At 68.5% G+C, this 1,323-nt stretch carries 1 protein-coding gene; it reads left to right on the forward strand.

Features of this window, described 5'->3' with window-relative positions:
- Positions 1–56: 56 nt before the first annotated feature.
- The coding region (locus ACIBJI_RS42570) for an IS30 family transposase (protein WP_397088874.1) at positions 57–1,323 on the forward strand (1,267 nt) is incomplete at its 3' end.

Below are 1,323 nucleotides of genomic sequence, written 5' to 3' on the forward strand. Positions count from 1 at the left end.
CTTGGGCTCAAGGGGTGATTGCAACAGCACCGTCGAGTGATCGAAGGGGTTGTTGGATGGAGTCGTTGGGTCCGAGCCGGGTGGTGGTGCGCCGGTTCTGGGAGTTGGTCGGGGCGGGGGTGGGACCGTCGGCGGCCGGGGCGGCTGTCGGCGTGTCGGAGACCACGGGGCTGCGGTGGTTGCGCGAATGTGGTGGGGTGGCACCAGTATTCACTGATCCGGTCACGACCGGGCCGCGGCCGCGGCTGTCGCTGGCCGAGCGGGAAGAGATCATGGCCGGTGTGGCGGGCGGGGAGTCGATCAACTCGATCGCGCGGCGGCTGGGCCGCTGGCCCTCGACGATCTATCGGGAGATCCGCCGCAACGGCACCCAGAACAAGGCGCGCCCGGCCGGGCGGGTCCGGTATCGGCGCACCCACCGATTCGGTGCCCGCCGCAGTGGCCGGATCGCGGTGGTGGGCTATCGGGCCGGCATCGCCCAGCGCCGCGCCGAGATGCGGGCACGGCGTCCCAAACCTGGCAAGCTGGCAACCAACCGCCGATTGCACGCCGAAGTGGCCGACCGGCTGGGACAGCGGCACAGTCCCGTCCAGATCGCTGGTGGGTTGTGCGTGGAATTCCCCGACGACCCGGAGATGCGTGTGTCCCACGAAACCATCTACAAGGCCCTGTATCTGCAAGGACGCGGCGCGTTGCGCCGCGAACTCGTCGCCAGCTTGCGCACCGGCCGCGGCCTACGCAAACCCCGCCACCCCCGCCTCGCCGCCGGTGAGCAGGGCCCGCGCACCAAGTTCGGTGGCCTACACATCAGCACCCGCCCGGCCGAGGTCGAGGACCGGGCGGTGCCCGGTCACTGGGAAGGCGACCTGATCATCGGCGCCAACCAGGCCAGCGCGATCGGCACCCTGGTCGAGCGCAGGTCGGGGTTCGTGGTCCTGCTGCATCTGCCCGAGGACCACACCGCCGAATCCGTCGCCACCGCGACCATCGCGAAAATGGCCGAGCTGCCCGCGATCCTGCGGCGCACCCTGACCTGGGACCAGGGCTCGGAGATGGCCCACCACGCGAAAATCACCATCGCCACCGGGCTACAGGTCTACTTCTGCGATCCCCATTCCCCCTGGCAGCGCGGCAGCAACGAAAACACCAACGGGCTGCTGCGCCAATACTTCCCCAAGGGCACGGATCTCTCGGTCTATCCACCCGGATACCTCGATTACGTCGCCGCCGAACTCAACAACCGCCCCCGCAAACGCCACGGCTTCCGCAGCCCCACCAAAATCCTCAATGAGATACTCACCCAGGCAAGCACTGTTGCAACCA

The organism is Nocardia sp. NPDC050408 (genome assembly GCF_044458905.1).
In the GTDB taxonomy this organism is placed as follows: domain Bacteria; phylum Actinomycetota; class Actinomycetes; order Mycobacteriales; family Mycobacteriaceae; genus Nocardia.